Raw genomic sequence first — 24536 nt, forward strand, 5'->3', positions numbered from 1 at the left:
GCGAAGAGTGGTACAGGTGAGGCATGACGTTCGTGGTCTCGCTGGCGCTGGCCGTGCTCACCGCGGTCACTCCGATCGCGCTGCCGCCGGCGGGCGGAACGGCCGACTACCAGCTCGGCGGCGCCTACCGGCCCGCGTCCGGCGTCGAGATCGTGGTCCGTGATCGCACCGCGAAACCGGCCTCCGGCGTGTACTCGGTCTGTTACGTGAACGCGTTCCAGACGCAGCCGGGCCGCCTCTCGTGGTGGCGGAAGAAGCACCCCGGGCTGTTGTTGCGCGATGGCAAGGGCCGCCTCGTGCGCGACCGCGACTGGCCCGGCGAGGTCCTGCTGGACCTGCGCACGGCGAGGAAGCGCGCCGCCGCGGCGAGGATCGCCCGGAGGTGGTTCGCCGGCTGTGCCGACCGCGGTTTCCGGGCCGTCGAGCCGGACAACCTCGACTCGTGGACCCGCTCGAAGAAGCTGCTGAAGCGCTCGCATGCCCGCGCTCACGCGAGACTCCTGGTGCGTGCCGCGCACGCCGAGCGCCTCGCGATCGCGCAGAAGAACACGGCCGGCCTGAACGGTCGGAGGCTGGGCTTCGACTTCGCCGTGGCCGAGGAGTGCGAGGTGTACCGCGAGTGCGGCCGATACGCGCGGATGTACGGCCGCCGGGTGATCGAGGTGGAGTACACCGACAACGGCCGCGAGGCCTTCGCCCGGGCCTGCCGGGCGCGGGGCTCGCGGATCTCGGTCGTGCTGCGTGATCGTGATCTCATCGCCCGTGGGCGGCCCGGGCACGTCTTCCGCACCTGCTAGCGTGCTCGCCACAACCACACATCTTCCGCAGTGTCAGGGGAAGCCGGTGAGAATCCGGCGCTGACCCGCAACCGTGAGATCGGCCCTTCCCGGGCCGGCGAGCCGGAGCACCTGCCTGTCGGAACCGACCAATTCGCTGTCGAGGAATACAGCGGGTGGTGCCCTTCGCGGGCTCCTCCCGTTCTGCAGCGGGAAGGAACCCCATGAAGTCACCCGTGCGCCAGCGCGCCCTGATCGCCGTCGCCTCCGGCGCGATCGCCCTCTCGACGGCCGTCGCCGTCACTCCCGCCGCTTCCGCGGCCCCCAACAGCTATGCGTACTCCGCCGCGCGCTGGCTGGACGACCAGCTCACCGGCGGCCTCGTGCACAACCCGAACTGGGGCGGCTTCGACGACTACGGACTGTCGCTCGACGTGTTCTTCGCGTTGAACGAGCTCGGGACGCGGACGGCGACGCAGACCCGCATCGTCGATGCCGTCAGCGCGAAGGTCGCGGACTACACCACCTACGACGACGGGTCGAAGGTCACGTTCTACCCCGGCTCGGGTGGCAAGCTCGCGGTCGCGGTCGAAGCGGTGGGCGGCGATGCCTCCGACGTGAACGGCACCGACCTGGTCGCGCAGATCGAGCGCCTCACCGACGACACCACCGGAGCCATCGATCCCGGCTTGACCTACGGCGGCGTCGGCCAGACCTGGGCCACGCGCGCCCTGGTCGCGGCGGGCAGCGACGAGGCCGACGAGTCCGTGGCGTTCCTGCTGTCGAAGCAGTGCCCGAACGGCTCGTTCCTGCAGAACTACGCCGCCGCCTGCGAGTCCACGATCGAGGTCGACTCGACGGCCTTCGCGACGATCGCCCTCGCCGAAGCGGTGAAGGCCGGCCACACCGGCGTCGCCGACGAGCTCGCGGCCGCGGCGAAGGCGCTGGCGTCGGCACAGGCCGCGGACGGATCGTTCGTCGGGAACGGCACCCCGAACACGAACTCGACCGGTCTGGCGGCGACGGCGCTGCGGCTGGCGGGTCAGGCGGGAGCCGCCGGGTCCGCGGCCGCCTGGCTCGTGAAGCACCAGGTGACGGACGCCAAGGCCGAGGACACGGCCCTGGCCAACGAGATCGGCGCGGTCGCGTACGACGCCGCCGCGATGGCGACCGGCACGGACGAGGGGATCACGGACGAGAGTCGCGACCAGTGGATCCGTGCCACCGCCCAGGCGGCCGCCGGGGTCCAGGCGCAGCTGTCGGCCACGAAGGTCGAGGTGACCCGGTCCGGGACGTTCGTCAGCGCCCGGCGCGCGGCGTCCGTGCGGGCCACGGGACTGCGACCGGGTGAGAAGTACACGGCCACGATCGCCGGGGGCGGCACGGCCCGCGGCACCGTGCCGGCGAACGGCGTCGTGACGGCGTCCGTCGCGACTCCGGCCGGCACCGCCACGCGCACGGTCACCGTCACGGGCTCGCGCGGCAACCGAGCCGGCTCCACGTCGGTCACGGTCCTGGGCGCCCGCAAGCTCGCCGTCGCGAAGGCCAGGAAGAAGGTCAAGCGCGCCAAGGTCCAGAAGGTCGTCGTGCGCGGACTCGCTGCCCGCGAGCCGGTCCGGATCCAGTACCGGGGCAAGGTCGTCAGGCGCGGTGTCGCCTCGGCGCAGGGCACGTACACGTACCGGTTCAAGGTCGGCCGCAAGACCGGCACGGCCAAGGTCGTCGTGCGCGGCGCGTTCACCGATCGCCAGGGTGCGACCTCCTTCCGGGTCGTGAAGTGACGACACGTCTCGTGCGCGCGCTGGCGGCGGCCCTGCTCGGGGTCGCCGCCGGCGTGGCGGGAGGGACCGCGCCCGCCCATGCCGCGGCCTGTGCGCCCGGAACCGGCGTCACGGTCGTCGTCAACGGATCGGTCGGCTGCGATCGTGACGGCGGCGGTCGCGCGTCCGACAACTTCTCCGACGCGGGCCACACCCTGAAGTACGCCTCGCGAGCCCCGGGCTTCGTGTGCCGGGTCGACGGTGCGCCGGCCTCCGACCCCTGCGTCGAGGCATCGCCCAACGACGCCTACTGGGGGTTGTTCTGGTCCGACGGGAAGTCCGGCTCGTGGGTGTACTCCAGCTTGGGTGTCACCTCCCTCAAGGTGCCCACCGGCGGCTCGGTGGCGTTCGTCTTCCAGCGCTCGCAGCGGCGGACCCTGCCGTCGGTCCCTGCGCCGGTCGCGACGGCGAAGGCCCCCGAGCGCCCCGCTCCGTCGGATGCCGGTGCCACGAAGAAGCCGCCGCGTTCGTCGGACGGGGGCACCACGGCGAAGGACGCTCCGGTGGCGAAGTCGCGGCCAGGAGCGACCGCTGCGCCGGGATCGGTCACCACCGTGCCCAGTGCCGCGCCGACGGGAACCCCGACGACTCCCGGCCCGACGGCTTCGTCGTCCGCGACGGCGCCCACCACCGCCACGTCCGCGCCCGGCGACGCGATCGGCGCGGCAGGCGGCGCCGACAGGTCCGTCCGGCCGGCGGCCGCCGAGACCGATGCGGCGGGTACCGGGGCCCCCGTGATCGCCGCCGCGATCGCCGTCGGGGTCGTGCTGGCCGCCGCGGCCGGCATCGTCTGGCGCCGTCGGCGGGGAGTCTGAGCCGGGATGGGGGATAGACTCGACCGCGTTGAACCCAGGTCCGGCCCAGGGGAAACCGGTGCGAATCCGGTGCTGTGCCGCAACCGTGAGTTCCGTCGCGCCGAGGCGCGCGGGGCGAGTCGGGAACCCGTGTCGGACCGCCACCACATGTTGTCGCGCAACAACCGGTGGGCGCCGACTCCTCGTGGTCCCCGCCCCCGTGCCGCGGGGAAGGGGACGAGATGACCACGCTCGCCGACCCTGCCGCACCCATCACAGGTCGGTCTCCGGGCCGGCCGCGTCGCGAACTGCACCCCGGAGCCTGGTGGCTGTGGGCGCTCGGCCTCGCCGCCGGAGCGTCCTTCACGCTCAATCCCTTCCTGCTCCTGGCGATGGTCGCGATCGCGGGACTCGTGGTGGCGGCATGCCGCGGCGACGCGCCATGGGCCCTGTCGTTCCGGTACTACCTCTACTTCGGACTGCTCATCGTGGTGATGCGGGTGGTCTTCCGCATCGTGCTCGGAGGCGGATCGGCCCCGGACGACCCGGTGCTGTTCCACCTTCCCGAGATCCCGTTGCCCGAGGCGGCGCGCGGGATCCAGCTCCTCGGCGACGTCACCGTCAACGAGGTGCTGGTCGGCATGTACGACGGGATGCGGCTGGCCGCCCTGATCATCTGCGTCGGCGCCGCGAACTCGCTGGCCAACCCCAAGCGGCTGCTCGCCTCGGCCCCGCCGGCGCTCTACGAGGTCGGCGCCGCCCTGGTCGTGGCCGTCTCGGTGTTCCCGCAGCTGGCTGAGAGCGTCCGCCGGGTCAACCGCGCCCGCAAGCTGCGCGGCGACGCCAGCCGGGGCACGGGCGCGATGCATCGTGTCGTGATCCCGGTGCTGGAGGACGCGCTCGACCGCTCGATGACCCTCGCCGCGGGGATGGACGCACGCGGGTATGGCCGCAGCGGCGCGGCGGCTCCGCGCGAGCGGTTCGTCACCGGGGTGCTGATGCTGCTCGGCCTGTTCGGGCTGATCGTCGGCACCTACGGCTACCTCGACGGCGCGGCGCCGCGGGTGCTGTCCTATCCGATGCTGGTCGTCGGGCTCGTCTTCGCCGTGCTGGCCCTGCGGTCCGCGGGCCGGCGGGTCCACCGCACCCGGTACCGGCCCCTGCGGTGGTACGCCGCGGAGTACCTCACGGCGGCGTCCGGGATCGCCGTCGCCGTGGGACTCAAGGTGCTCTCGACCCACCAGGTGGCCGTGCTCTACCCCGATGTCCCGGGGTGGCCGCCGCTGAGCGTGACGTCGCTGCTGGTCGTGGCCATCGCGATCGCGCCGGTCTTCGTGGCCCCGCAGGCCCCCGTCGCCCACGACCAGATCGGCGGTGAGCCCGCATGATCTCCTTCGACGACGTCACCTTCTGGTACGACGGGGCCGACGTGCCCACGCTGGCCGGGGTCGACCTCGAGATCGACGAGGGCGAGCTGGTGCTGGTGTCCGGCCGCACCGGGTCGGGCAAGTCGACCCTGCTGGGGATGCTGAACGGGCTCGTGCCGCACTTCACCGGCGGCACGCTCGCCGGCGACATCCGCATCGACGGCGCGTCGATCGTCGGCCGTCCGCCACGCGAGCTGGCACACCTCGTCGGCTACGTGGCCCAGGACCCGCTCTCGGGATTCGTCGCCGACGTCGTCGAGGAGGAGCTGGCCTACGGCATGGAGCACCTCGGTCTCGATCCGCGGACGATGCGCCGCCGGGTCGAGGAGACGCTCGACCTGCTGGGGATCGCGGACCTGCGCCGGCGGTCGGTGCGGTCCCTGTCCGGTGGTCAGCAGCAGCGGGTCGCCATCGGATCGGTCCTGACGATGCACCCCCGCGTGCTGGTGCTGGACGAGCCCACGTCGGCGCTCGACCCCACCGCGGCCGAGGACGTCCTGGCGACCATCGCCCGCCTCGTCGACGATCTGGCCCTCACCGTGGTCGTCGCCGAGCACCGGATGGAGCGGGTCGTTCCCTTCGCCGACCGGCTGGCGGTGGTCGAGGACGGCCGGGTCCGCATCGGCGAGCCGGCCGAGCTGTTGGTCGACGCCCCGGTGGCGCCACCGTTGGTGCACCTGGGACGGCTGGCCGGATGGCGTCCGCTGCCGCTGTCGGTGCGCGAGGCCCGGCGCCGGGTCAAGCCACTGGCCGAGCGGCTCGGGTCGCCGCCACGGCCGCACACCCCCGAGCGTCCGCCGGCGCTGGAGGCACGGGGCATCACGGTCCGCTACGGCCACTTCGCCGCCGTCGACGACGTCGACCTGAGGGTCGGGCACGGCGAGGTCGTGGCGCTCATGGGGCGCAACGGCTCGGGCAAGAGCTCGCTGCTGTGGGCCGTGCAGGGCACCGGCGACCGGACCTCCGGAGTCGTCGACGTCGACGGGGTCGACCCCGGCGACGTCCGTCCGGTCGAGGCCCGGATGCTCGTCGGGCTCGTGCCCCAGACCGCCGCGGACCTGCTCTACCTCGAAACGGTCGACCGCGAGTGCGCCGCCGCCGACGACCAGGCGGGCGTCGCCCCGGGAACGTGCCGAGGTCTGCTGGACCGCCTGGCGCCGGGCATCGTGGGACACCGTCACCCGCGCGACCTGTCGGAGGGTCAGAAGCTGGCTCTCGTGCTGGCCGTCGTGCTGACCGCCCAGCCCGCGGTCGTGGCGCTCGACGAGCCCACGCGCGGTCTGGACTACCCGGGCAAGGCGGCGCTGGCCCGCATCCTGCACGACCTCGCCGCCGACGGGCACGGCATCGTCGTGTCCAGTCATGACGTCGAGTTCGTCGCGACGGTGGCCGACACGGTCGTCGTCCTGGCGGACGGCGAGGTCGTGTCGTCGGGCCCGGTGCGCGAGGTGCTGGCCGAGTCGCCGGCGTTCGCGCCGCAGGTCTCCAAGGTGCTCGGTCACGACTGGCTCACGGTCGACGAGGTCGCGGCCCGGCTGCCGTCGGAGGTGGTCCGGTGAGCGCGCCCCGGACCCGTGTCGCCGTCCCGGTGACCCTGCGCTCGGCGTTGGTCCTGACGGCCGCGAGCATCGCCGGTCTGGTCATGCTGCTGTGGCCGCTGATCATCTCGCCGGCTGCCGGTGAGACGCGCGTCGACCAGCCGTTCCTGTTCATGGCTCTCATGCCCGTCGTGGTCCTGGTCGTGATCGCCGAGCTCTCCGAGGGCGGTCTGGACTCCAAGGCGCTGGCGATGCTGGGGGTGCTGAGCGCGATCAACGCGGCCGTGCGACCGCTGGGCGCGGGCGTGGCGGGCGTCGAGCTGGTCTTCTTCCTGCTGATCCTCGGCGGACGCGTCTTCGGCGCCGGCTTCGGTTTCGTCCTGGGCTGCACGAGCCTGTTCGCCTCGGCGCTGTTGACCTCCGGCGTGGGGCCCTGGCTGCCGTTCCAGATGCTGTGTGCCGCGTGGGTGGGGATGGGTGCCGGCCTGCTGCCGCGCCGTGTCACCGGCCGCGCCGAGATCGCGATGCTCGCCGGGTACGCGATCATCGCGGCCTACGGGTTCGGACTGCTGATGAACCTCTCGTCGTGGCCCTTCACGCTCGGCATCGCGATCCCCGGTGCCGAGGACTCGCTGTCGATGGTCCCGGGCGACCCGGTCCTCGACAACCTGCACCGCTTCCTCGTCTTCACCCTGCTGACGTCGTTCTGGGGCTGGGACCTGGGCCGCGCGATCACGAACGTGCTGTTGATCGTGACGCTGGGCCCGGCCGTCCTGGCCACCTTGAGGCGTGCCGCCCGGCGCGCCCGCTACCTCCCGAAGGAGCCTTCGTGAAGTCCTGGTTCGCCCGCCTCGCCGCCCTCCTGCTCCTCGCCGCAGCCGTCGCGGTCGTGCCGACAGCTGCGACCGCGCACGAGTCCTGCGAGTCCGACGAGGACGTGCCGATCGTCCTGGAGTTCGGTGCGCTCGACGGCAAGGACCGGATCCTGTGCGCGCAGCACGCCGCGGGGCAGACCGGCCTGAAGGCGCTGACCGACGCCGGCGTCGAGGTCCAGGACACCGCGGGCTCGCCGCCGATGGTGTGCCGGATCGACGGTCAGCCCACGCCCGCCCAGGAGAAGTGCGGCAACGCGCTCAACGGCCCGGGCTACTGGGCGTTCATGGTGGCGAAGGAGGGCCAGGACTGGGACTACGCCTCGGTCGGCCTGCAGGAGTACGAGCTGGCCGCGGGTGACTTCGTCGCCCTGAAGTACCAGCAGATGTCCGACGGCGAGAAGGTCGAGGTGAACGCCGCCGCCGATGCGCAGACGCGGGAGGCGGCGGTCGTGGCGGACCACGGCGAGAAGGCCTCCGACGAGTCGCCCACGGCCGTGACGACCGTGCTGCCGATCGCGATCGGCGCGGTCTTCCTGGTGGCCGTCGCCGCCTTCGTCGTCGCCCGTCGCCGGCGTCCGTGACCCCGGCCGACGGATCGGGACGAGTGGTCTCCGGCGGGGCTAGGCTGCGGTGATGAGGACCCTGATCACCGGTGGTGTGCGCTCCGGCAAGTCGTTCCAGGCCGAGTCGTTGGTCGTCGGCGCGCCCGACGTCACGTACGTCGCCCCCGGCCCGCCGCCGGACCCCGAGTTCGACCCCGACTGGGCGGCGCGGGTCCAAGCACATCGTGAGCGTCGTCCCGAGCACTGGAAGACGGTCGAGACCGCCGATCTCGAGCAGGCGATCGCGATGGCCGACACCCCGGTGATCATCGACTGCCTCGGCACCTGGGTCACCGCGTTGATCGACGAGCTCGACGGCTGGGACAAGACGCTCGACGAGTGGGAGCCGCTGCTGTGGAAGCGGGTCGAGGACGCGATCCTGGCGATGACCGCCCATGCCGAGGACGTCGTCGTGGTGACCAACGAGGTCGGGTGGGGCGTCGTTCCCGAGACCCGCTCGGGCCGGTTGTTCCGTGATCTGCTCGGCACGGTCAACCAGCGGTTCGCCGACGACTGCGACGAGGTGCTGCTCGTGGTCTCGGGTCGCGTCCTGCGGCTCTGACCTCGGGTCAGGACGGGCGCACGAAGGCGTCGCGGGCGGCGTCGACCCGCGCCCGGACGACGCAGTCGTGGGTGTGGTCGTTGATCAGCCCCATGGCCTCCATGAACGAGAAGACCGTCGTGGGGCCGACGAACTTCCAGCCGCGCTTCTTGAGGTCCTTCGACATCGCGATGGCCGTCGGCGAGGTGGTCAGCGACTGGGGCACGGGCACCTCGGCGGGGTCCGGCTCGTGCCGCCAGACGTACGCCGCCAGCGAGCCCTCGGTCTCGATCAGCTCCAGGGCGCGGGCGGCGTTGTTGATCGTGGCCTCGATCTTGCCCCGGTGGCGGACGATGCCCGCGTCCTGCAGCAGACCGGCGACGTCGGACTCGTCGTAGCCGGCGACCGTCTCGAGGTCGAACCCGGCGAACGCGGCGCGGAAGTTCTCGCGCTTGTCCAAGATGGTGCGCCACGACAGCCCGGACTGGAAGCCCTCGAGGCAGAACTTCTCGAACAGCCGCACGTCGTCGTCGACCGGGAAGCCCCACTCGGTGTCGTGGTACTCGACGAATCCGGGCGCGCCGCCGGCCCAGTCGCAGCGCGGTGCGCCGTCCGGTCCGATGAAGGTCATCCGACGACCGCCGAGAACCCGACCAGCAGGACCACGAGGGCGATCTCGACGCTCGCGCCCACGGCGTCGCCGATGATGCCGCCGAGGCGGCGGACGACGTGGGTCACGACGGCGAAGACGGCCACCAGCGTCACCGCGGCGGTGACCAGCCCTTGTGCCATGGGGGCAGCCGTGAGGCCGGTGGTCGCCACGGCGATCGCGGCGACGAGCAGCCAGACGACGACGAGGACCAGCGGGTGCACGCTGCCGGCGAAGGTGGCGCCCATGCCGTCCTGACGGGCCGCAGGGACGCCCCGGCGCAGGCCCACCGTGGCGCCGGCGCGCGCGAGGCACCACAGGACGCCGACCGCCGCAGGTCCCCACGGCCAGCACGCGGCGACGAAGCCAGCCGAGGCGGCCTGGACGAGCAGGACGAGGACGAGGGTGGCCGCGCCGGCCGGTCCGACGTCGCCGGTGCGGGCGACCGTCAGGGCTCGATCACGGTCGTAGGAGGACGCCAGCGCGTCCGCCGTGTCCGCCAGTCCGTCCAGGTGGAACCCGCGCGTGGCCCAGGCGCCCGCGCCGATGGCGAGTGCTCCGACGACGACCGGCTCCAGTCCCAGCTCGCGCGCGCCCCACGCCACGAGAGCGACGAACACGCCCACCGGCAGCACCGCGAGGGGAGCGATCGCGACGGCGATGCCGGCCGTCTCGCGGTCGACGCGACGCGGCGCCGGGACCGGGACGGCGCTGAACGTGCCCGCGGAGAGGCGGACGGCGTCGGAGAACCGGCTCACATCAACTCGTCCAGGAGAGCCATCTGGGACAGCAGGAGCGCGGCCGAGCGCAGGAGGGGAACAGCGGCCACGGCGCCCGAGCCCTCGCCCAGGCGCATGTCGACGTCGACCAGCGGCGAGTGGCCGAGGGCCTCGAGGGCGCGCCACTGCGCCTTTTCGGTCGACCGGTGGCCCGCGGCCATCCAGGCCGCGGCACCAGGGCTGAGCCGCTCGGCCACCGTTGCGGCGGCCACGGAGATCACGCCGTCCAACAGCACCGGCACGCCTGCCTCGGCGGCGGCCGCGATGAAGGCCGCGTGCGCGGCGAGGTCGGGGCTGCCGAGCGCGGTCAGCAACTCGACGGGATCGGACACCCGGTCGCCGGCTCGCTTCAGCGCCGTCGCGACGACGTCCGTCTTCAGCGCGAGTCCGGCGTCGTCGATGCCGGTGCCGCGTCCGACGACCTCGTCGGCCGGGAGGCCCAGGGCCGCGGCGATCAGCGCGACGGCGGGGGTCGTGTTGCCGATACCCATGTCGCCGCCGATCAGCAGGTCGGCGCCGGCCGCGATCTCCTGCTCGGCGATCCGACGGCCGGCGTCGATGGCCCGGCGGGTCTCGTCCGCGGTCATCGCGTCGGCGAGGTGGATCGGCTCGGTCCCGCGACGCACCTTGAACTCGCCGAGGGCGGGATCGAGGTCGGGGAAGTCGCCGTCGACGCCCAGGTCCAGCACGCGCAGCGTCACGTCGTGCTGGCGGGCCAGCACCGAGACCCCGGCGACGCCGCTCACGAATGCGCGCACCATCGCGCCGGTGATGGCCGCCGGGTAGGCCGAGACCCCGTGGGAGGCGACACCGTGGTCGCCCGCGAACACGACGGCTCGCACGTGCGACGGGGGAGCGGGCGTCGTCTCGCCGCGCACCGAGGACCACCACACGGCGACCTCCCCGAGTCGGCCCAGGGCGCCGGCCGGGATGGCGAGGCCGGCGAGGCGGTCACGAGCAGCGTCCCGAGCGGTCGGGGAGGGTGGCGTGATCATGCGCCCAGTGTCCCGCGCCGCTCGTGGATCCCGGGGTGTGGGGCCCACGCCTGGCTCAGCGCGCGTGAGCGGTGCGGCTGGGCGCGAGGGCGGGGTGCGCCGCGGCCCAGTCGTCCGCCAGGGCGACCAGCTCTGCCTCGAGGGTCACCAGTCGCGACGTCGCCTCGCGGTCGAGGCCGGCCGCCACGACGCGGTCGGTGGCGTCCTCCAACTGGGCGCGCGCGGCGATGCCGGTCTCGGTGCCGGTGCCGTCGGCGTTCAGCCAGCCCCGCGTGACCAGGCCGGCTATGGCCTGCGCCCACTCCTGCTCGGTCCAGCCGCGCATCGTGCGCTGGTCGGCGAACCACGCCCACCCGGTGCCCGAGGCCAGGGCGTTGGCCGCGGCACCGTCGAGCCCGGCTGCCGTGAGGACCGCGAGATGGCAGTCGCCGCGGTACTCGCGCAGGGCGGTCACCGCCTGCCAGAAGTCGACGACCGGATCGTCCGAGACGGGCAGGTCGGCGTGGGCGGCCGCGAGCGGCTTGCCGGCCCAGTCGACGCCGTTCAGCACGGCCCGGACCCGGGGCGCGAGGGCGGCGGCACCGTGGCTGATGGGGTCGAGCAGGCCGCGGGCCAGGGCGTACCGGGCCTCGAGCACCTGATCGCGGTCGGCCAGGCGCCACGCGTCGGGCACGGCTCGCTCGACCAGTCGCGGAGCGAAGCCGTGGAACGTGGCGACCACCAGGGCCGGCCCGGGCGTGCCGAGTGCGGCCGAACGGCTGGCGAAGTAGCCCATCCAGTAGCCCTTGAGCCCGGCCGCCTCGTACCGGGCCTTGGAGTCCGGCGCGAAGTAGACGCCCGCGTGCAGGGTCTCGATCGCATTCCACATCGCCCGTGAAGTCATGGCCCGACCCTAGCCGCGCGCGAAATCGCCGAAGGGTGGAGACTGTCCCCCGAACTCAGATACCATCGGTATGCGAGAAGAGGAGCCGATCGTGTCGGAAACGAAGGTGAGCCGGGCCGAGCGTCAGCGACAGACGCGCGAACGCCTGATCGAGGTCGCGGCGCAGATGTTCCTCGCCGTCGGCTATGCCGGAACCTCATTGGACAAGGTCGCCGTCGAGGCGGGCTTCTCCAAGGGAGCCGTCTACTCCAACTTCGCCGGCAAGGAAGAGCTCTGCATGGCGGTGCTCGACACCATCCATGCCGAGAAGATCCGCCTCGTGCAGGCGGTGTTCTCCGAGGACACGTCCCTCGACTCGCGGCTGAAGAGCTTCGTCGAGTGGTCGCGGACGGGCTTGGGCGAGCCGCAGTGGACGGCCCTGGAGGTCGAGTTCGCGGCGGTCGCGCGGCACAACCCGTGGGTCGCCTCCGAGCTGGTCAAGCGTCACCGCGAGATCCGCCGGCTGATCGGCCAGCTGATCTCGGCCACGATCGAGGAGGCCGACCTCGAGACGACGATCCCCGTCGAGCACGTCGCCACGGCGCTGCTGGCGCTGGGCGCCGGCCTCGGCGGTCTGCGCGCGCTCGACCCGAAGGTCGACCCGGACGTCTTCGGGGTCGTGCTGGCCGGACTGGTCCGCCCCCGGCGCGAGGCGCGCGACGGCGAATAGCCGCCTGCCCCGAGAATTGCTCCGGGTTCTACCTTTCAAGACTCCCGAAAGGTAGAACCCGGAGCAGATCTCGCGCGGGAACGGGGCGTGGCTCAGTAGCCGCCGTTGTCCTCGAAGCGCTTGAAGCTGGCGTGGATCTCGGCCTCGGCCTCTTCGCGGCCGACCCACTCGGAGCCTTCCTCGACGGACTTGCCGGGCTCGAGGTCCTTGTAGGTCTCGAAGAAGTGCTGGATCTCACCGAGATCGAAGTCGGACACGTCGCCGACGTCCTGCAGGTGCTCGTGGCGCGGATCGCCCGCGGGGACGCACAGGATCTTGTCGTCGCCGCCGGCCTCGTCGGTCATCTTGAACATGCCGATCGCACGGCACTCGATGACGCAGCCGGGGAACGTCGGGAAGGGCAGGATGACGAGCGCGTCGAGCGGGTCGCCGTCGTTGCCGAGGGTGTTGTCGATGAAGCCGTAGTCGGCCGGGTACTGCATCGACGTGAACAGCGTGCGGTCCAGCCGGATGCGGTGCGTCTTGTGGTCGAGCTCGTACTTGTTGCGCTCGCCCTTGGGGATCTCCACGGTGACGTCGAAAAACACGGTTCCTCCGGCTTGGCTGGGAATGGCTGTCACATAGTCTGACGCACGTGACAGCCCGTGGCGCCCGCAGGGGGCGAAGAACGCCTGCCGCATGGGTGCTGCCGTTGCTCGTGCTGGTCACCCTCGCGTCGATCGCGGCGCTCTACGTACGCGGTGACCTGAACCCCATCTTGTGCGACGGGCCGTGCGCCCCGCAATACGTGACACCGCCGGAAGGTCTGGCCACGCAGTCGCCCGACCCCGACGAGGCGGCGACCGTCGGCTCGGGCCCGATCGACGCGGGTGCCCTGGCCGCGGCCGTCGCCGGACCGCTGCAGTCCGAGGCGCTGGGCGGTCGGACGAGCCTCGTGGCCGTCGACGTCCGCGACGGCGCCGTGCTGATCGACGACGCCGAGGGTGCGCAGATCCCCGCCTCCACCACGAAGCTGCTGACCGCGGTGGCGGTACTGCAGGAGTGGGGGCCGGACGCCCGGTTCGAGACCACGGTCGTGCGCGACGGGCAGCGCCTCGTCCTCGTGGGTGGCGGCGACCCGTACCTGACGGACACGAAGTCGAAGGGCTCCTCGGTCGAGCGGGCCGACCTCGCGACCCTCGCCGCCGCCACCGCCAAGCAGGTGGGTCGCGGGCCGGTCACGCTCGGCTACGACGTCTCCCTCTTCGTGGGCCCGGCGGTCAGCCCCGCGTGGGAGGAGGGCTACGTCGGCGGCGTCGTCGCGCCGGTCAGCCCGCTGTGGGTCGATCGCGGGCGTGTGGGTGCCGGGCGCTCGACCGATCCGGCCGCCGACGCCGCCCGCCGGTTCGCCGAGCTGCTGCAGGCGCGAGGCGTCGAGGTCACGGGCACGCCGACGCAGACCGAGGCCTCGGGCACGACGATCGCCACCGTGCGCAGCGCGCCGCTGTCGCGGATCGTCGAGCAGTTCCTCGCCGACTCCGACAACGAGGTCGCCGAGGTGCTCCTGCGCCAGGCGGCGATCAAGGCGGGCGAGCCCGGCTCCTTCGCCGGGGGCGCCGCGGTCGTCGCGCAGGTCCTCGCCGATGCCGGCGTGGACACGGCCGGCCTCGTGATCAACGACGGCAGCGGACTGTCGCGCAAGAACCGCATCTCCGCGCGGACGCTGGCCGAGACGATGGCCGAGGTCTCCGAGACGCCTCGGCTCGGGTCGATCCTCAGCGGACTGCCGGTCGGCGGGTTCAGCGGCACGCTCGAGGATCGCTACGTGCAGTCGGGACAGGCGCGAGGTCTGGTCCGGGCCAAGACCGGGACCCTCACGGGTGTTCATGCGCTGGCGGGGGTGGTGACGCTGTCGGGCGGCCGGCCGGTCGCGTTCGCGCTGATGTCCGACGACACCGAGGGCGTGAACCCGTTCGTCACCCAGGCGGCCCTCGACCGGGTCGTGGCCGCGATGGCCGACTGTGCCTGTGGGGCCTAGGAAGCCCGTCGCCGCAGGCCGTCGAGGGCGCGGCGCCTAGGCTGCACGGGTGGCATCACGACTGGTCGACCTGCTTCCCCCGGAGCCGACTGACGACGTCGACGTCATCCACGAGGCGATCATGGGCTGGGTCGAGGACCGCGGCCTGACGCTGTATCCCGCCCAGGACGAGGCGATCCTCGAGTGCGTCTCCGGCTCCAACGTGGTCCTCGCGACCCCGACGGGCTCGGGCAAGAGCCTGGTCGCGACCGCGGCGATGGGCGCCACGCTGGCGCGCGGCGGCTGCAGTGTCTACACCGCGCCGATCAAGGCCCTCGTCAGCGAGAAGTTCTTCGACCTGTGCGAGATCTTCGGCGCCGAGAACGTCGGCATGGTCACGGGCGACGCAGCGGTCAACGCCGACGCCCCGATCATCGCCGCGACGGCCGAGATCCTGGCGAACATGGCGTTGCGCGAGGGCGCGGCCGCCGACATCGCGACGGTCGTCATGGACGAGTTCCACTACTACGCCGACCCCGACCGAGGCTGGGCCTGGCAGGTGCCGCTGATCGAGCTGCCCCGTGCCCAGTTCCTGCTGATGTCTGCCACCCTCGGCGACACGACGAAGCTGGAGGCGGACCTCGCCCGCCGGACGGGTCGCGAGACCGTCGCGGTGACCTCGGTCGAGCGGCCGGTGCCGCTGGTCAGCGAGTACGTCACGACGCCCATCCACGAGACCCTCGAGCAGCTCGTCGAGACCCATCAGACCCCGGTCTACGTCGTGCACTTCTCGCAGGCCGCCGCGTTGGAGCGCGCCCAGGCGCTGACCAGCGCCAAGGTCGCCACGCGGGCCGAGCGCGACGCGATCGCCGAGGCGCTGGGCGACTTCCGCTTCACCTCGGCGTTCGGCAAGACGCTCTCGCGGCTGATCCGCATGGGCATCGGCGTGCACCACGCCGGCATGCTGCCGCGGTACCGCCGCCTCGTCGAGACGCTGACGCAACGGGGCCTGCTCAAGGTCGTGTGTGGCACCGACACCCTCGGGGTCGGCATCAACGTGCCGATCCGCACGGTGCTGTTCAGCGGTCTGTCCAAGTACGACGGCACCCGCCAGCGGCACCTGCAGGTGCGCGAGTTCCAGCAGATCGCCGGCCGCGCAGGCCGGGCCGGCTACGACACGGTGGGCCACGTCGTGGTCGAGGCGCCCGACCACGAGGTCGAGAACGCCCGGCTCGTGCGCAAGGCCGGCGACGACCCGAAGAAGCTCAAGCGGATCCAGCGCAAGAAGCCGCCGGAGGGCTTCGTGTCGTGGGGCCACGGCACGTTCGAGCGGCTCGTGAACGGCACGCCCGAGCCGCTCGTCTCGCGGATGAAGGTCAGCCACGCGATGGTGCTCGACGTCATCACCCGCCCCGGCGACGCCCGCGCGGCTCTCGAGCACCTCATTCGCGAGAGCGGCGAGACGCCCGAGTCCCAGGACCGGCTGCTCGAGCAGGTCGACAACATCATCGAGGCGCTCGTCGCCGGTGAGGTCGTCGAGCAGCTCGACCCGCCCGACGAGCAGGGCCGCACCCTGCGCCTGACGGTCGACCTGCAGGCGAACTTCGCGCTGAACCAGCCGTTGTCGCCCTTCGCGGTGGCGGCCTTCGACCTGCTCGACCGCGAGTCGCCCACGTACGCGCTCGACGTCGTCTCGGTCGTCGAGGCGACGCTCGACGATCCCCGCCCGATCATCAACGCCCAGCGCTTCCGGGCGCGCGGCGAGGCCGTGGCCGAGATGAAGATGGACGGCATCGAGTACGACGAGCGCATGGAGCTGCTCGAGGACGTCGAGCACCCCAAGCCGCTCGAGGAGCTGCTGAACGCGGCCTACGAGATGTACCGCAACGGCCACCCGTGGGTCGCCGACCACGAGCTGCGTCCCAAGTCGGTCGTGCGCGAGATGTGGGAGCGGGCGATGACGTTCTCCGAGCTCGTCTCGGACTACCAGCTGGCGCGCACCGAGGGCCTCGTCCTGCGCTACCTCTCGGACGTCTACAAGACCCTCGTCCGCACGGTGCCCCAGGCGGTGCGCAACGACGAGCTGACCGACCTGACCGAGTGGCTCGGCGAGCTGGTGCGACAGGTCGACTCCAGCCTGCTCGACGAGTGGGAGGAGCTCATCGCTCCCGGGCAGGACCCTGCCGAGGTCCGCGCCCAGGCGACCGGTGCCGACACCCCGCGACCGCTCACGGCCAACGCCCGCGCGTTCCGGGTGCTGGTCCGCAACGCGATGTTCCGACGGGTCGAGCTGGCCGCGTTCGGCCGCTGGACCGCGCTGGGCGAGCTCGACGCCGAGTCGGGCTGGGACGCGCAGGCCTGGCGCGAGGCGATCGCCGAGTACCGCGAGGAGTACGACGAGCTCGGCACCGGGCCCGCGGCCCGCGGACCCGAGCTGTTCATGGTCGAGGACGAGACCTCGCGCGTGTGGAAGGTCCGTCAGGTCTTCGACGACCCCGAGAAGGACCGCGACTGGGGCATCTCGGCCGAGGTCGACCTCGATGCCTCGGACGAGGCCGGCGAGCCGGTCGTCCGGGTGCTGTCCGTCAGCCCGCGCTGAGGTCCCAGGTCGTAGGTTGGGCGCCATGATCGACTGGAACGTCGCGCTGTCCACCTCCCGGCGTCTGATGCGTCCGGGACCTGAGCTCAGCCAGGCGGAGGTCGGTGAGGTCGTCGCCGAGCTGCGCGAGGCCTCGCTCGTCGCCGAGGGACCCGTGCGCGAGTTCACCGGGCTCGTGCCCAGGTACCCCACGCCCGTGCTCGTGGTCGACCGGCCGCGCTGGGCCGAGGCCAACCTGGCGACGTTCCGGCTGCTGATGTCGCCGCTCGACCAGAAGCTCGCGGAGGCCGGCAAGCTGCCCACCGGACTGCCGCGCGCCGTCGGAGGCCGCGTCGCCGGCGTCGAGCTGGGCGCGATCGTGGCGTTCCTGGGCGGCAAGGTGCTCGGTCAGTTCGATCCGTTCGCCGAGGGGGAGCACGGGCCCGGCCGCCTGCTGCTGGTGGCGCCGAACATCGTCCACGTCGAGCGCGAGCTGGACGTCGACCCGTCGGACTTCCGCCGGTGGGTGTGCCTGCACGAGGAGACCCATCGGGCGCAGTTCACCGCGGTGCCGTGGATGCGCGACCACATGATGAGCAAGGTCGAGCAGCTGATGGACGCCACCGATGTGAGTGGTGGCGCCGTCACCGACGTGGTCTCCGAGGCGCTGCCCGAGCTGGTGCGCATCGTCCGTGGCGAGTCCGACAAGTCCCTGTCCGACCTGTTCCAGAACGAGCAGCAGCGCGAGGTCGTCGACGGCCTCACCGGGCTGATGTCGTTGCTCGAGGGTCATGCCGACGTCGTCATGGACGACATCGGCCCCGAGGTCGTCCCGAGCGTCGCCGAGATCCGCCGCAAGTTCACCAAGCGCCGGGGCTCCGGTTCGGCCCTGCAGAAGGTCGTGCGCCGGCTCCTGGGCTACGAGGCGAAGATGCGTCAGTACAGCGACGGTGCCTCCTTCGTGCGCCGCGTCATGGACCAGGTCGGCAAGGACGGCTTCGACGCCGTCTGGGCCGACCCGGCGCACCTGCCCACCCGCGCCGAGATCATCGACCCGAAGTCGTGGGTCGCCCGCGTCCACGGCTGATGAGCCGGCTCGACCCGCTGGTCGCGCGGGCCCGGAACCTGGTCGAGCCGTACCTGGCGCCCGGCGCGATCGTCGCGGTCTCGGGCGGGGCCGACTCGCTCGCGCTGGCCGCGGCCGTGTCGTTCTTCGTGCGGCGCCGTGGGTTCGAGGCGCGCGCCGTCGTGGTCGACCACGGCCTGCAGGCCGGCTCGGCTGAGGTGGCCGCCCGCGCGGTGGAGCAGTGCGAGCGTCTCGGCCTGCCCGCCTCGGTCCGCGCGATCGAGGTGCGCGACCTGGGCACCGGCCCGGAGGACGCGGCGCGGTCCGCTCGTTACCGCGCCCTGCTCGACGAGGCGGGCGACGACACGCCGATCCTGCTCGCTCACACCCTCGACGACCAGGCCGAGACGGTCCTGCTCGGTCTCGGTCGCGGCTCCGGACCGCGAGCCATCCAGGGCATGCGACCGACCAACGGACAGCTGTGCCGGCCCTTCCTGTCGCTGCGCCGGGCCGAGACGGAGCGGATCTGCGTCCTGCACGACCTCGACTGGTGGGACGACCCGCACAACGAGGACCCGGCCTTCCGCCGCGTGCGGGTGCGACGTGAGCTGCTGCCGCTCATGGAGGACGTGCTCGGCGGGGGAGTGGCCGAGGCCCTCGCGCGCACGGCCGACCTGGTCCGTATGGACGCCGACGCGGTCGATGGCCTCGCGATCCGGGCGATGCCGGAGTCGGGCGAGGTCGAGGACCTCTGGACGTTCGCCGACCTCGACACCCCGGTCCGACTGCGCATCTGGCGCCGTCTCGCCATCGACGCGGGCGCCTCGCCCGGCGAGCTCTCCCACGCCCACACCGTGGCTCTCGACGCGCTGATGCAGTCGGCAGGAGGCAAGCGCATCGAACTGCCCGGGGGAGTCACGGCGGTCAGGAACGGCGACCGCGTGCACTTCGTGCCCCGAGATCTGTAGCGCTACGCACCTCAAAGTGGCCTCGGCGCCCCGAATCGGGTGGGTACCGCTCCACATCCGCAGCGGCGGAGCCGCCAGCGATTCGCGACCGGCTGCCGTGCGAAATGGTGCGCTGTGGCACGCTGGCACCGTGGACACCGAGCGCGTCGAAGCCGACCTCGACCTGACCCAGCCGCTCTTCTCGGAAGAGCAGATCCAGACCCGACTGGCCGAGATGGCTCGCCAGATCGAGGCCGACTACGAGGGGCGCGACCTGCTGCTCGTGGGCGTGCTGAAGGGTGCGGTCATGGTCATGGCCGACCTCTCCCGTGAGCTGGACCGCCATGTCGAGATCGACTGGATGGCCGTCTCCTCCTACGCGGGCACCAAGTCCTCGGGCGTCGTGCGGATCCTCAAGGACCTCGACACCGACCTGGACGGTCGCCACGTGCTGATCGTCGAGGACATCATCGACACCGGCCTGACCCTCTCGTGGCTCGTGGCCAACCTGAAGTCGCGCGGCCCGGCGTCGGTCGAGATCGCCACGCTGCTGCGCAAGCCGGAGGCGCTGGAGATGCCCGTCGACGTCAAGTACGTCGGCTTCGACATCCCGAACGCGTTCGTCGTCGGATACGGCTTGGACTACGACGAGAAGTACCGCAATTTGCGCAGTATCGGCACACTGGCTGAGCACGTGTATTCCTGACCCCAGGAACAGAACCGGACGGAATCCGAACTGCATGAACGACGAGGCGGCATGAACTTCAAGAGCCTGTTCAAGGGCCCGTGGCTGTGGATCATCCTCATCGCGGCCGTGGTCATCGGTGTGCTGTCCTTCTCCGGTTCGGCCGACGGGTACCGCGAGGTCAAGACCGCCACGATGGTCGGCTACTTCGACGACGCCAAGGTCAAGGACGTCACCTTCGTCGACGGCGACCAGGAGGTCCGCGCGACCCTCAAGGGCGACGGGGACAAGAAGGTCAAGGCCACCTGGCTCGGTCAGGAGCAGGGCGCGCAGCTCGTCGCGAAGGCCCAGAAGCTCGTCGACGACGACAAGATGAACGCCTACAACGTCAAGATGCCGCCGAAGAACACGCTGCTCTCGGTGCTGCTGAGCTTCCTGCCGTTCGTCATCTTCATCCTGATCTTCCTGTGGCTGATGAACTCGATGCAGGGCGGGGGCGGCCGGGTCATGCAGTTCGCCAAGTCCAAGGCGAAGCTCATGACCAAGGACACCCCGCAGACCACGTTCGCCGACGTCGCCGGCTGTGACGAGGCGATCGAGGAGCTCGGCGAGATCAAGGAGTTCCTCCAGGAGCCGGCCAAGTTCCAGGCCGTCGGCGCCAAGATCCCCAAGGGCGTCCTGCTCTACGGTCCTCCCGGCACCGGCAAGACCCTGCTCGCGCGCGCCGTCGCCGGCGAGGCGGGCGTCCCGTTCTACTCGATCTCGGGCTCGGACTTCGTCGAGATGTTCGTCGGCGTCGGCGCCAGCCGCGTCCGTGACCTGTTCGAGCAGGCCAAGGAGAACGCCCCCGCGATCGTCTTCATCGACGAGATCGACGCCGTCGGCCGTCACCGCGGCACCGGCATGGGCGGCGGACACGACGAGCGCGAGCAGACCCTGAACCAGCTGCTCGTCGAGATGGACGGCTTCGACGTCCGCGGCGGCGTCATCTTGATCGCCGCGACGAACCGTCCCGACGTCCTCGACCCGGCGCTGCTGCGCCCGGGCCGCTTCGACCGCCAGATCGCCGTCGAGGCGCCCGACCTGGCCGGCCGCACCCAGATCCTCAAGGTCCACGCCCGCGGCAAGCCGATCGATCCGGACGTCGACCTCGAGGCCGTCGCCCGCCGCACCCCCGGATTCAGCGGCGCCGACCTGGCCAACGTGTTGAACGAGGCAGCGCTGCTGACCGCGCGCAACTCCGCCACGACGATCGACGACGCCGCCCTCGACGAGGCGATCGACCGCGTCATCTCCGGACCGCAGAAGCGCTCGCGCCTCATGAATGAGCACGAGCGACTGGTCACGGCCTACCACGAGGGTGGCCACGCGCTCGTCGCCGCGGCGCTGCCGCAGAGCGACCCCGTGCACAAGATCACGATCCTGCCGCGCGGCCGGGCGCTGGGCTACACGATGGTCCTGCCCGACGAGGACAAGTACAGCCAGACCCGGGCCGAGCTGCTCGACAAGCTGGCGTACATGCTCGGTGGCCGCGCCGCCGAGGAGCTGGTCTTCCACGACCCGACCACGGGCGCGGGCAACGACATCGAGAAGGCCACCAACCTGGCCCGCGCGATGGTCACCCAGTACGGCATGAGCGAGCGCATCGGCGCCGTCCGGTTCGGCGAGGACAACGGCCAGCCGTTCCTCGGCCGCGACATCGGCCACTCGCGCAACTACTCCGAGGACGTCGCAGCCGCGATCGACGACGAGATCTCCGGGCTCATCAAGCACGCCCACCAGGAGGCCTTCGACATCCTCGTCGAGAACCGCCACGTGCTCGACCAGCTGGTGCTGGAGCTGATGGAGAAGGAGACCCTCGACAAGGCCGAGGTCGCTCGGATCTTCGAGGCCCTGAACCGCCGCGACGTCCGCCCGGCCTGGACCGGCTCGGAGACGCGTCGCCCGTCGTCGCAGCCTCCGATCACCGTGCCGCACCGCAACGGCGCCGCCTCCGACTCCACCGGCTCCGAGGAGGGCATCGTGGTGGGTCCGGACTCCGGCTCGGACGCGCCGTCACCGGACCAGCCCCTGTCGGGCGAGTCCCCGACCGCCTGAGGAGGGCACGTGTCCGTCGATCATCCCCGTGCCGAGGCGGCCGTTCGCGAGCTGCTCGCGGCCATCGGTGAGGACCCCGACCGCGACGGTCTGCAGGACACGCCGGCGCGGGTCGCGCGGTCCTACGCCGAGCTGCTCGGCGGCTACGACCAGGACGCCCGCGAGGTGCTCTCCGCGGTCTTCGAGGTCGGCCACCGCGAGCTCGTGCTGGTCCGCGACATCGAGGTGTGGAGCATGTGCGAACACCACATGGTCCCGTTCTTCGGCGTCGCCCACGTCGGCTACATCCCCGGCGAGACGGGGCACGTCACCGGCCTGTCGAAGCTGGCCCGCCTCGTCGACGTGTACGCGCGCCGGCTGCAGGTGCAGGAGCGCCTGACGACGCAGATCGCCGAGGCGATGGTCGAGGTGCTCCAGCCGCAGGGCGTCATCGTGGTCATCGAGGCCGAGCACCTGTGCATGACGATGCGCGGGGTGTCCAAGGCCGGCGCCCGCACGATCACCAGTGCCGTCCGTGGCCAGCTGCTCGACCCGGCGACCCGGGCCGAGGCGATGCAGCTCATCTCCAAGTGAGCACCCGGGGCCTCTCGTGGTGACGCTGCCGCTGCCCGGCCTGGCGCAGGACCGGTGCGTCGTCATGGGCGTCGTCAACGTCACGCCCGACTCCTTCTCCGACGGCGGTCGCTGGTTCGACCCCGGCGCCGCCGCCGAGCGCGGCTTCGAGCTGGTCCGTCACGGTGCCGACCTGGTCGACGTGGGGGGCGAGTCCACGCGTCCCGGGGCCCTGCCGGTCGACCGCGAGGAGGAGCTGCGTCGTGTCGTCCCGGTGGTGCGCCGCCTGGCCGACGCGGGCGTCCTGGTCTCGGTCGACACCATGTGGGCCGAGACGGCCGAGCAGGCCATCGAGGCCGGCGCCGTCCTGGTCAACGACGTCTCCGGCGGCCGCGCCGACCCGGCGATGGTCCCGCTCGTCGCGCGCGCCGAGGTCCCGTTCGTCGTGATGCACTGGCGGGCCCATTCCCAGCAGATGCAGCAGCACACCGAGTACCGCGACGTGGTCGAGGACGTGCTGACGGAGTTGTGGGAGCAGTTCGACGCGGTGTGCGACGCGGGCGTCGACCCCGAGCGGATCGTGCTCGACCCGGGCCTGGGCTTCAGCAAGACGGGCGACCAGAACTGGACCCTGCTGGCGCACCTCGACCGGTTCACGAGCCTGGACCGGCCGCTGTTGGTCGCCGCGAGCCGCAAGGGGTTCCTGGGGGCGCTGCTGGCCGACGAGGTGGGACCGCGCCCGGTGGACGAGCGCGAGGACGCCACGACGGCGATCAGCACCCTCTCGGCCCTGGCGGGGGCGTGGGGCGTGCGGGTGCACGACCCCCGGCGCAGCGCGGACGCCGTGCGCGTCGTCGCGCGGCTGCGCCAGGAGCGCTCCGGTGAGTGACGTCCTGGCCGCCCACCGGGCCTTCTACGACGCGGTCGAGACCGGTGACGTCGACCTCATGGCCGCGCTGTGGGTGGACGATGCGGGCACGACCTGCGTGCACCCCGGCGCCCCGCCGCTGAAGGGCACCGCGCCCATCCTGCGCTCCTGGACCGTGTTGATGGCCGGGGTCGGGTACATCCAGTTCTTCCTGACCGATGTCGAGGTCTCGCTGCTGCCGGCGAACGACCCGACCACGGCGATCGTCGTGTGCACCGAGAACATCCTGTCCGACGGCGGGTCGGTCGAGTCCTTCAACGGCGGTCGCGCCGTGGCGACGAGCATCCTCGTGCGCGATGGGGCACGATGGCGGTTCTGGGCGCGGCACGCCTCGCCGTTGATCGATCCGGAGGACGTATGAGCGACCAGCACCCCGGCGACCGCATCGAGCTGCGGGGCCTGTCGGCCGTGGGGTACCACGGCGTTTTCGACCACGAGCGCAGGGACGGCCAGACCTTCGTCGTCGACATCGTGCTGTCGGTCGACCTGGAGCCCGCGGCGACGACCGGGGACCTGTCCCGGACCGTGCACTACGGCGAGTTGGCCGAGCAGGTGCACGCGATCATCACGGGGGACCCCGTCGACCTGATCGAGACATTGGCCCTCCGTATAGTGAGCGTATGTCTGGGCCATGAGCCCGTCCGCTGGGCCAGCGTGACGGTGCACAAGCCCGAGGCGCCGATCGAGGTGGCATTCACCGATGTCACCGTGACGATGGAGCGGAGCAAGCTGTGACCGAAGCACCCACCCCGTACGAACTCGACGCGGACACGATGACCGGAGGCATGCGCCCCATTCGTCAGGCCGTGCTGTCGATCGGTTCGAACCTCGGCGACCGTGCCGGCCGCCTGCAGGGTGCGGTCTCCGCACTGGAGGACACTCCGGAGGTCACCGTCGTGGCGATCTCCTCGGTCTACGAGACCGAGCCCGTCGAGGCTCCTGAGGGCTCGCGCCCGTTCCTCAACGCCGTCGTGCTCATCGACACCACGCTGACCGTGCACACGCTGCTCGACCGCGCCATGGCGATCGAGGACGCGTTCGAGCGTGAGCGCAGCGAGCCGGGTGCCCCGCGCACCCTCGACGTCGACATCATCGTCGTCGGCGACCGCGTGGCCCAGGACGACTCCCTGACGCTGCCGCACCCGCGCGCCCACGAGCGCGCCTTCGTCCTCGTTCCGTGGCTCGAGATCGACCCCGAGGGCGAGATCCCCGGACACGGATTCGTCGCGGACCTGATCTCCGGCGTCGACGCCTCCGGGGTGACCAAGCGCGAGGACGTCGAGATCATCTTGTGACCCG

25 protein-coding genes and 2 riboswitches are annotated in these 24536 nt (G+C 71.8%); of the genes, 20 read left to right on the forward strand and 5 right to left on the reverse strand.

What is annotated here, in order from left to right; translation table 11 throughout:
- Nucleotides 1–23: 23 nt before the first annotated feature.
- From GL325_RS06965 to GL325_RS07000, 8 genes are all read left to right on the forward strand, one after another.
- Nucleotides 24–797 carry an endo alpha-1,4 polygalactosaminidase gene (locus GL325_RS06965; RefSeq protein WP_187769083.1) on the forward strand — a complete coding sequence of 258 codons (774 nt, stop codon included), beginning with the start codon at nucleotides 24–26 and terminating at the stop codon, nucleotides 795–797.
- A riboswitch (cobalamin riboswitch) is annotated at nucleotides 793–931 on the forward strand. It overlaps the preceding gene by 5 nt.
- Nucleotides 932–1000: 69 nt before the next feature.
- A complete protein-coding gene (locus GL325_RS06970) occupies nucleotides 1001–2557 on the forward strand; it encodes a hypothetical protein (protein ID WP_187769084.1) in 1557 nt (518 codons plus the stop codon).
- The gene (locus GL325_RS06975) at nucleotides 2554–3411 is read left to right on the forward strand and encodes a hypothetical protein (RefSeq protein WP_187769085.1); all 858 of its coding nucleotides are present in this window, start codon (nucleotides 2554–2556) and stop codon (nucleotides 3409–3411) included. Before GL325_RS06970 ends, GL325_RS06975 begins: the two co-directional genes overlap by 4 nt.
- 47 nt (nucleotides 3412–3458) lie before the next feature.
- Nucleotides 3459–3540: riboswitch (cobalamin riboswitch) on the forward strand.
- 92 nt (nucleotides 3541–3632) lie between these two features.
- Entirely contained in the window at nucleotides 3633–4778 is a 1146-nt protein-coding gene (locus GL325_RS06980) for an energy-coupling factor transporter transmembrane component T (RefSeq protein WP_187769086.1), read from the forward strand.
- The gene (locus tag GL325_RS06985) at nucleotides 4775–6376 is read left to right on the forward strand and encodes an ABC transporter ATP-binding protein (protein WP_154596466.1); all 1602 of its coding nucleotides are present in this window, start codon (nucleotides 4775–4777) and stop codon (nucleotides 6374–6376) included. Before GL325_RS06980 ends, GL325_RS06985 begins: the two co-directional genes overlap by 4 nt.
- Nucleotides 6373–7188 carry an ECF transporter S component gene (locus tag GL325_RS06990; RefSeq protein WP_255467068.1) on the forward strand — a complete coding sequence of 272 codons (816 nt, stop codon included), beginning with the start codon at nucleotides 6373–6375 and terminating at the stop codon, nucleotides 7186–7188. Before GL325_RS06985 ends, GL325_RS06990 begins: the two co-directional genes overlap by 4 nt.
- Nucleotides 7185–7811, forward strand: a complete 627-nt coding sequence (locus GL325_RS06995; protein ID WP_154596467.1) for a hypothetical protein — start codon at nucleotides 7185–7187, stop codon at nucleotides 7809–7811. Before GL325_RS06990 ends, GL325_RS06995 begins: the two co-directional genes overlap by 4 nt.
- A gap of 52 nt (nucleotides 7812–7863) precedes the next feature.
- The gene (locus GL325_RS07000) at nucleotides 7864–8394 is read left to right on the forward strand and encodes a bifunctional adenosylcobinamide kinase/adenosylcobinamide-phosphate guanylyltransferase (protein ID WP_154596468.1); all 531 of its coding nucleotides are present in this window, start codon (nucleotides 7864–7866) and stop codon (nucleotides 8392–8394) included.
- A 7-nt stretch (nucleotides 8395–8401) separates the two neighbouring features.
- Here the strand turns inward: GL325_RS07000 and GL325_RS07005 are convergent, their stop codons facing one another.
- The 4 genes from GL325_RS07005 to GL325_RS07020 are packed head-to-tail and all read right to left on the reverse strand — an operon-like array spanning nucleotide 8402 to nucleotide 11679.
- Nucleotides 8402–9004 carry a DNA-3-methyladenine glycosylase I gene (locus GL325_RS07005; protein WP_154596469.1) on the reverse strand — a complete coding sequence of 201 codons (603 nt, stop codon included), beginning with the start codon at nucleotides 9002–9004 and terminating at the stop codon, nucleotides 8402–8404.
- Nucleotides 9001–9780 carry an adenosylcobinamide-GDP ribazoletransferase gene (locus GL325_RS07010; RefSeq protein WP_187769087.1) on the reverse strand — a complete coding sequence of 260 codons (780 nt, stop codon included), beginning with the start codon at nucleotides 9778–9780 and terminating at the stop codon, nucleotides 9001–9003. Before GL325_RS07010 ends, GL325_RS07005 begins: the two co-directional genes overlap by 4 nt.
- Nucleotides 9777–10796, reverse strand: a complete 1020-nt coding sequence (gene cobT / locus GL325_RS07015; protein WP_187769088.1) for a nicotinate-nucleotide--dimethylbenzimidazole phosphoribosyltransferase — start codon at nucleotides 10794–10796, stop codon at nucleotides 9777–9779. The genes GL325_RS07010 and cobT overlap by 4 nt, the downstream gene beginning before the upstream one ends.
- A gap of 55 nt (nucleotides 10797–10851) precedes the next feature.
- Nucleotides 10852–11679, reverse strand: coding sequence for a hypothetical protein (locus GL325_RS07020; RefSeq protein WP_187769089.1), 828 nt, complete (start codon nucleotides 11677–11679; stop codon nucleotides 10852–10854).
- Nucleotides 11680–11770: 91 nt separating this feature from the next.
- On the opposite strand from GL325_RS07020, the gene GL325_RS07025 reads away from it, so the two are divergent.
- Nucleotides 11771–12388 carry a TetR/AcrR family transcriptional regulator gene (locus tag GL325_RS07025; RefSeq protein WP_255467066.1) on the forward strand — a complete coding sequence of 206 codons (618 nt, stop codon included), beginning with the start codon at nucleotides 11771–11773 and terminating at the stop codon, nucleotides 12386–12388.
- A 92-nt stretch (nucleotides 12389–12480) separates the two neighbouring features.
- Here the strand turns inward: GL325_RS07025 and GL325_RS07030 are convergent, their stop codons facing one another.
- Nucleotides 12481–12975, reverse strand: a complete 495-nt coding sequence (locus tag GL325_RS07030; RefSeq protein WP_187769090.1) for an inorganic diphosphatase — start codon at nucleotides 12973–12975, stop codon at nucleotides 12481–12483.
- A gap of 95 nt (nucleotides 12976–13070) precedes the next feature.
- Between GL325_RS07030 and dacB the strand changes: the two genes are divergently transcribed.
- The 11 genes from dacB to folK all read left to right on the forward strand — a co-directional run bounded on the left by dacB (nucleotide 13071) and on the right by folK (nucleotide 24532).
- On the forward strand, nucleotides 13071–14405 hold the full coding sequence (dacB, locus tag GL325_RS07035) for a D-alanyl-D-alanine carboxypeptidase/D-alanyl-D-alanine-endopeptidase (protein WP_187769091.1): 1335 nt from the start codon (nucleotides 13071–13073) through the stop codon (nucleotides 14403–14405).
- Between the two features lie 121 nt (nucleotides 14406–14526).
- On the forward strand, nucleotides 14527–16983 hold the full coding sequence (locus GL325_RS07040; protein WP_187769531.1) for an RNA helicase: 2457 nt from the start codon (nucleotides 14527–14529) through the stop codon (nucleotides 16981–16983).
- Between the two features lie 25 nt (nucleotides 16984–17008).
- Nucleotides 17009–18049, forward strand: a complete 1041-nt coding sequence (locus GL325_RS07045; protein ID WP_187769092.1) for a zinc-dependent metalloprotease — start codon at nucleotides 17009–17011, stop codon at nucleotides 18047–18049.
- Nucleotides 18049–18996, forward strand: a complete 948-nt coding sequence (gene tilS, locus GL325_RS07050) for a tRNA lysidine(34) synthetase TilS (RefSeq protein WP_187769093.1) — start codon at nucleotides 18049–18051, stop codon at nucleotides 18994–18996. The genes GL325_RS07045 and tilS overlap by 1 nt, the downstream gene beginning before the upstream one ends.
- A 130-nt stretch (nucleotides 18997–19126) precedes the next feature.
- Nucleotides 19127–19681 carry a hypoxanthine phosphoribosyltransferase gene (hpt, locus tag GL325_RS07055; protein ID WP_187411575.1) on the forward strand — a complete coding sequence of 185 codons (555 nt, stop codon included), beginning with the start codon at nucleotides 19127–19129 and terminating at the stop codon, nucleotides 19679–19681.
- A 51-nt stretch (nucleotides 19682–19732) separates the two neighbouring features.
- Entirely contained in the window at nucleotides 19733–21757 is a 2025-nt protein-coding gene (gene ftsH / locus GL325_RS07060; protein ID WP_154596478.1) for an ATP-dependent zinc metalloprotease FtsH, read from the forward strand.
- Nucleotides 21758–21766: 9 nt separating this feature from the next.
- Nucleotides 21767–22330, forward strand: a complete 564-nt coding sequence (gene folE, locus GL325_RS07065; protein ID WP_187411574.1) for a GTP cyclohydrolase I FolE — start codon at nucleotides 21767–21769, stop codon at nucleotides 22328–22330.
- Nucleotides 22331–22349: 19 nt separating this feature from the next.
- Nucleotides 22350–23198, forward strand: a complete 849-nt coding sequence (gene folP, locus GL325_RS07070) for a dihydropteroate synthase (protein ID WP_308209235.1) — start codon at nucleotides 22350–22352, stop codon at nucleotides 23196–23198.
- Nucleotides 23191–23598, forward strand: a complete 408-nt coding sequence (locus tag GL325_RS07075; protein ID WP_187411573.1) for a nuclear transport factor 2 family protein — start codon at nucleotides 23191–23193, stop codon at nucleotides 23596–23598. Before folP ends, GL325_RS07075 begins: the two co-directional genes overlap by 8 nt.
- A complete protein-coding gene (folB, locus tag GL325_RS07080; RefSeq protein ID WP_187769094.1) occupies nucleotides 23595–23972 on the forward strand; it encodes a dihydroneopterin aldolase in 378 nt (125 codons plus the stop codon). Before GL325_RS07075 ends, folB begins: the two co-directional genes overlap by 4 nt.
- Entirely contained in the window at nucleotides 23969–24532 is a 564-nt protein-coding gene (gene folK, locus GL325_RS07085) for a 2-amino-4-hydroxy-6-hydroxymethyldihydropteridine diphosphokinase (RefSeq protein WP_187411572.1), read from the forward strand. The genes folB and folK overlap by 4 nt, the downstream gene beginning before the upstream one ends.
- The last annotated feature ends 4 nt before the right edge of the window (nucleotides 24533–24536 follow it).

It is taken from the genome of Aeromicrobium sp. 636, assembly GCF_024433585.1.
Lineage (GTDB): Bacteria > Actinomycetota > Actinomycetes > Propionibacteriales > Nocardioidaceae > Aeromicrobium > Aeromicrobium senzhongii.

Excerpts from the sequence above, each read along its gene's own strand:
- GL325_RS07040 (WP_187769531.1), top strand. The coding sequence starts at position 14,527 with ATGGGCTGGGTCGAGGACCGCGGCCTGACGCTGTATCCCGCCCAGGAC.
- folB (WP_187769094.1), top strand. The coding sequence starts at position 23,595 with ATGAGCGACCAGCACCCCGGCGACCGCATCGAGCTGCGGGGCCTGTCG.
- ftsH (WP_154596478.1), top strand. The coding sequence starts at position 19,733 with ATGAACTTCAAGAGCCTGTTCAAGGGCCCGTGGCTGTGGATCATCCTC.
- tilS (WP_187769093.1), top strand. The coding sequence starts at position 18,049 with ATGAGCCGGCTCGACCCGCTGGTCGCGCGGGCCCGGAACCTGGTCGAG.
- cobT (WP_187769088.1), bottom strand. The coding sequence starts at position 10,796 with ATGATCACGCCACCCTCCCCGACCGCTCGGGACGCTGCTCGTGACCGC.
- GL325_RS06970 (WP_187769084.1), top strand. The coding sequence starts at position 1,001 with ATGAAGTCACCCGTGCGCCAGCGCGCCCTGATCGCCGTCGCCTCCGGC.
- GL325_RS06985 (WP_154596466.1), top strand. The coding sequence starts at position 4,775 with ATGATCTCCTTCGACGACGTCACCTTCTGGTACGACGGGGCCGACGTG.
- GL325_RS07000 (WP_154596468.1), top strand. The coding sequence starts at position 7,864 with ATGAGGACCCTGATCACCGGTGGTGTGCGCTCCGGCAAGTCGTTCCAG.
- GL325_RS07020 (WP_187769089.1), bottom strand. The coding sequence starts at position 11,679 with ATGACTTCACGGGCGATGTGGAATGCGATCGAGACCCTGCACGCGGGC.
- GL325_RS07045 (WP_187769092.1), top strand. The coding sequence starts at position 17,009 with ATGATCGACTGGAACGTCGCGCTGTCCACCTCCCGGCGTCTGATGCGT.
- GL325_RS07005 (WP_154596469.1), bottom strand. The coding sequence starts at position 9,004 with ATGACCTTCATCGGACCGGACGGCGCACCGCGCTGCGACTGGGCCGGC.
- GL325_RS06980 (WP_187769086.1), top strand. The coding sequence starts at position 3,633 with ATGACCACGCTCGCCGACCCTGCCGCACCCATCACAGGTCGGTCTCCG.
- GL325_RS06965 (WP_187769083.1), top strand. The coding sequence starts at position 24 with ATGACGTTCGTGGTCTCGCTGGCGCTGGCCGTGCTCACCGCGGTCACT.